3 protein-coding genes are annotated in these 1,978 nt (G+C 66.3%); all 3 read right to left on the reverse strand.

The genetic code is table 11. The annotated features are described in order from the left end of the window. Window positions 1-311: TerC family protein (locus R1101_RS28175; protein WP_037224675.1), on the reverse strand; the 311-nt coding region annotated here is incomplete at its 3' end. Between the two features lie 179 nt (window positions 312-490). After that, entirely contained in the window at window positions 491-1,159 is a 669-nt protein-coding gene (locus tag R1101_RS28180; RefSeq protein ID WP_016935428.1) for a hypothetical protein, read from the reverse strand. Beyond that, the coding region (locus tag R1101_RS0122240) for a cation transporting ATPase C-terminal domain-containing protein (RefSeq protein WP_026003589.1) at window positions 1,156-1,978 on the reverse strand (823 nt) is incomplete at its 5' end. The genes R1101_RS0122240 and R1101_RS28180, both read right to left, overlap by 4 nt.

Genomic DNA, 1,978 nt, shown 5'->3' on the forward strand with positions numbered 1-1,978 from the left:
AAGAGCACCCGGTGCTGCAACCGGCGGGGCACCGCGAAATATGTGAAGATGATCGCCCACACGAAGACGTTGTCCACTGCGAGGGATTTCTCGATCAGGTATCCTGTGAAGTACTGCCGGCCGAACTCCGCGCCGGCATTGAGCCAGATCAGAACACCGAACCCGATCCCGAAGCCGACCCACACGGCGGACCAGACCGCCGCCTCACGCACCCCGATCACATGGGCGCGGCGGTGGGCGAACAGGTCGATCGCGAGCATCACCACGATGGATCCCAGCACCGCGGCCCAGGCCCAGAACGGAACAGTCATCGACACACCTCCGGTTCGTGATCAACCGGAGGTCTTTCCCGCCCGCCGAGACAGGCCCGCTCGCCGGGTCCGGATCGCCGGACCGTCGTGACGACGAGACGGTTGGGGGATACTCCCCTCCATCGGAGACCAGTGAAACCGATCCAGCGGAGTTCTGCAAGGAATTTCGCCGAGTGCGCTCACGGTCGTCCCCGTCGAGATTCCGAGGACTGCGCGACTCGTGGGACGGAGGGGGTCTGCCGCCTGAGCAGGACCGACATGGTCGCGCCCGTCACCGCAGCCATGGCGAGCGCCATGCCCACGCCCGCGACGAGTCCGATCGCCACGACGAGCGCCGGGGGTTGGCCGGGGTGCCAGAACGGTGGAGCTACCGCGAAGAAGACGGCGAGACCGACGAGCCAGCCGAGAGCCGTTCCGAGTATCCACCAGGTCGCACCGGACAGATGACGGCGTAGTTCGAGCCATTGAGCGAGACCGATCGACGTCAGGAGGACGACAGCGCCCGCTCCGAAGAAGAGCACCTGCGCGATCAGTGGCCAACTCGTCCACCGGGCGGCGAGTGCGGAAGGCAGGAGACCGATCGCGTACGCCGCCGTCGCCGCTGCCGCTGTGAGTGCCACCCATCTCCGTCTCGACAGTTGCGGCAGCCGCCGGTGCAGTACCGCTGCCTGCGAGATTCCCAGGATCGCACCTTCCGCGGCACCCGCGGCCAGAAGCAACGGAAATGCCGATGCGGAATCCCTCGTGAGGACGCCGACTGCGGCGGGCACAGCGAAACCCGCCGCTTCTCCTGCCGTCACCACCGCGATCCACGTCGTGAGCCAGCGTCGCGTCGGTTGCTCGTTCATCCGTGTTGCGCTCCGTTCCGAGTCCGACGCCACCATCGGAACAACTCGTCGCATCCCCACACGATGACCGGTAAGGGAAGCAACAGGGTCAGCAGCCAGATGTCCGGGACTGCGGTACCGAAGACGGTCTGCAGCGGGGGAAGGGTCACGACCGCTGCCGCAAAGACGATTTCGAAGGCGATGCCCCACAACAGCATCCGATTCGTGGTGAATCCGATTCGGGCGAGTGGACTGCGGCTGGTGCGGGCCGCCATGGCGGTGCCGATCTGGCAGGCGACGATGCCGAGAAAGGTCATCGTCGTCGCCTGCTGCCAGGTGTGGTGCAGTTCTCCGGTGCCGGTGTCGGCCCCGAAGGTCCATCCGCCGTCGAGGAGGGTGAGCAGGAACAGTCCCATCACGAGGACGGCCGAAACGCCACCGAGCAGGCCCCATGAGCGGGCGAGCATGGGGCCGTCGATCACCGACTGTGTACGCGGCCGAGGCGGACGTCGCATCAGATCCGGTTCGGCGTTCTCACGACCGAGTGCCAGGGCGGGAAGTGTCTCGGTGCCGAGATCCACGGCCAGGATCTGCATGATGGTCAGCGGTAGAGGGATCGCGCCGCTGGTGAGTGCGTACGCGAGGAACGGCACGACCTCCGGTGTGGCGTGCGCGAAGATGTAGACGATGAATTTGCGGACGTTGTCGTAGACGCGCCGGCCCGCTTCGATGGCGCCGACGATCGTGGCGAAATTGTCGTCGACGAGGACCATGACGGCAGCTTCGCGCGCGACGTCCGTGCCCGAACGCCCCATCGCCACTCCGATGTCGGCCTGGCGC

This window comes from Rhodococcus sp. R1101 (genome assembly GCF_000278445.1).
Taxonomy (GTDB): Bacteria; Actinomycetota; Actinomycetes; order Mycobacteriales; family Mycobacteriaceae; genus Rhodococcus; species Rhodococcus gordoniae.

Excerpts from the sequence above, each read along its gene's own strand:
- R1101_RS28180 (WP_016935428.1), bottom strand. The coding sequence starts at position 1,159 with ATGAACGAGCAACCGACGCGACGCTGGCTCACGACGTGGATCGCGGTG.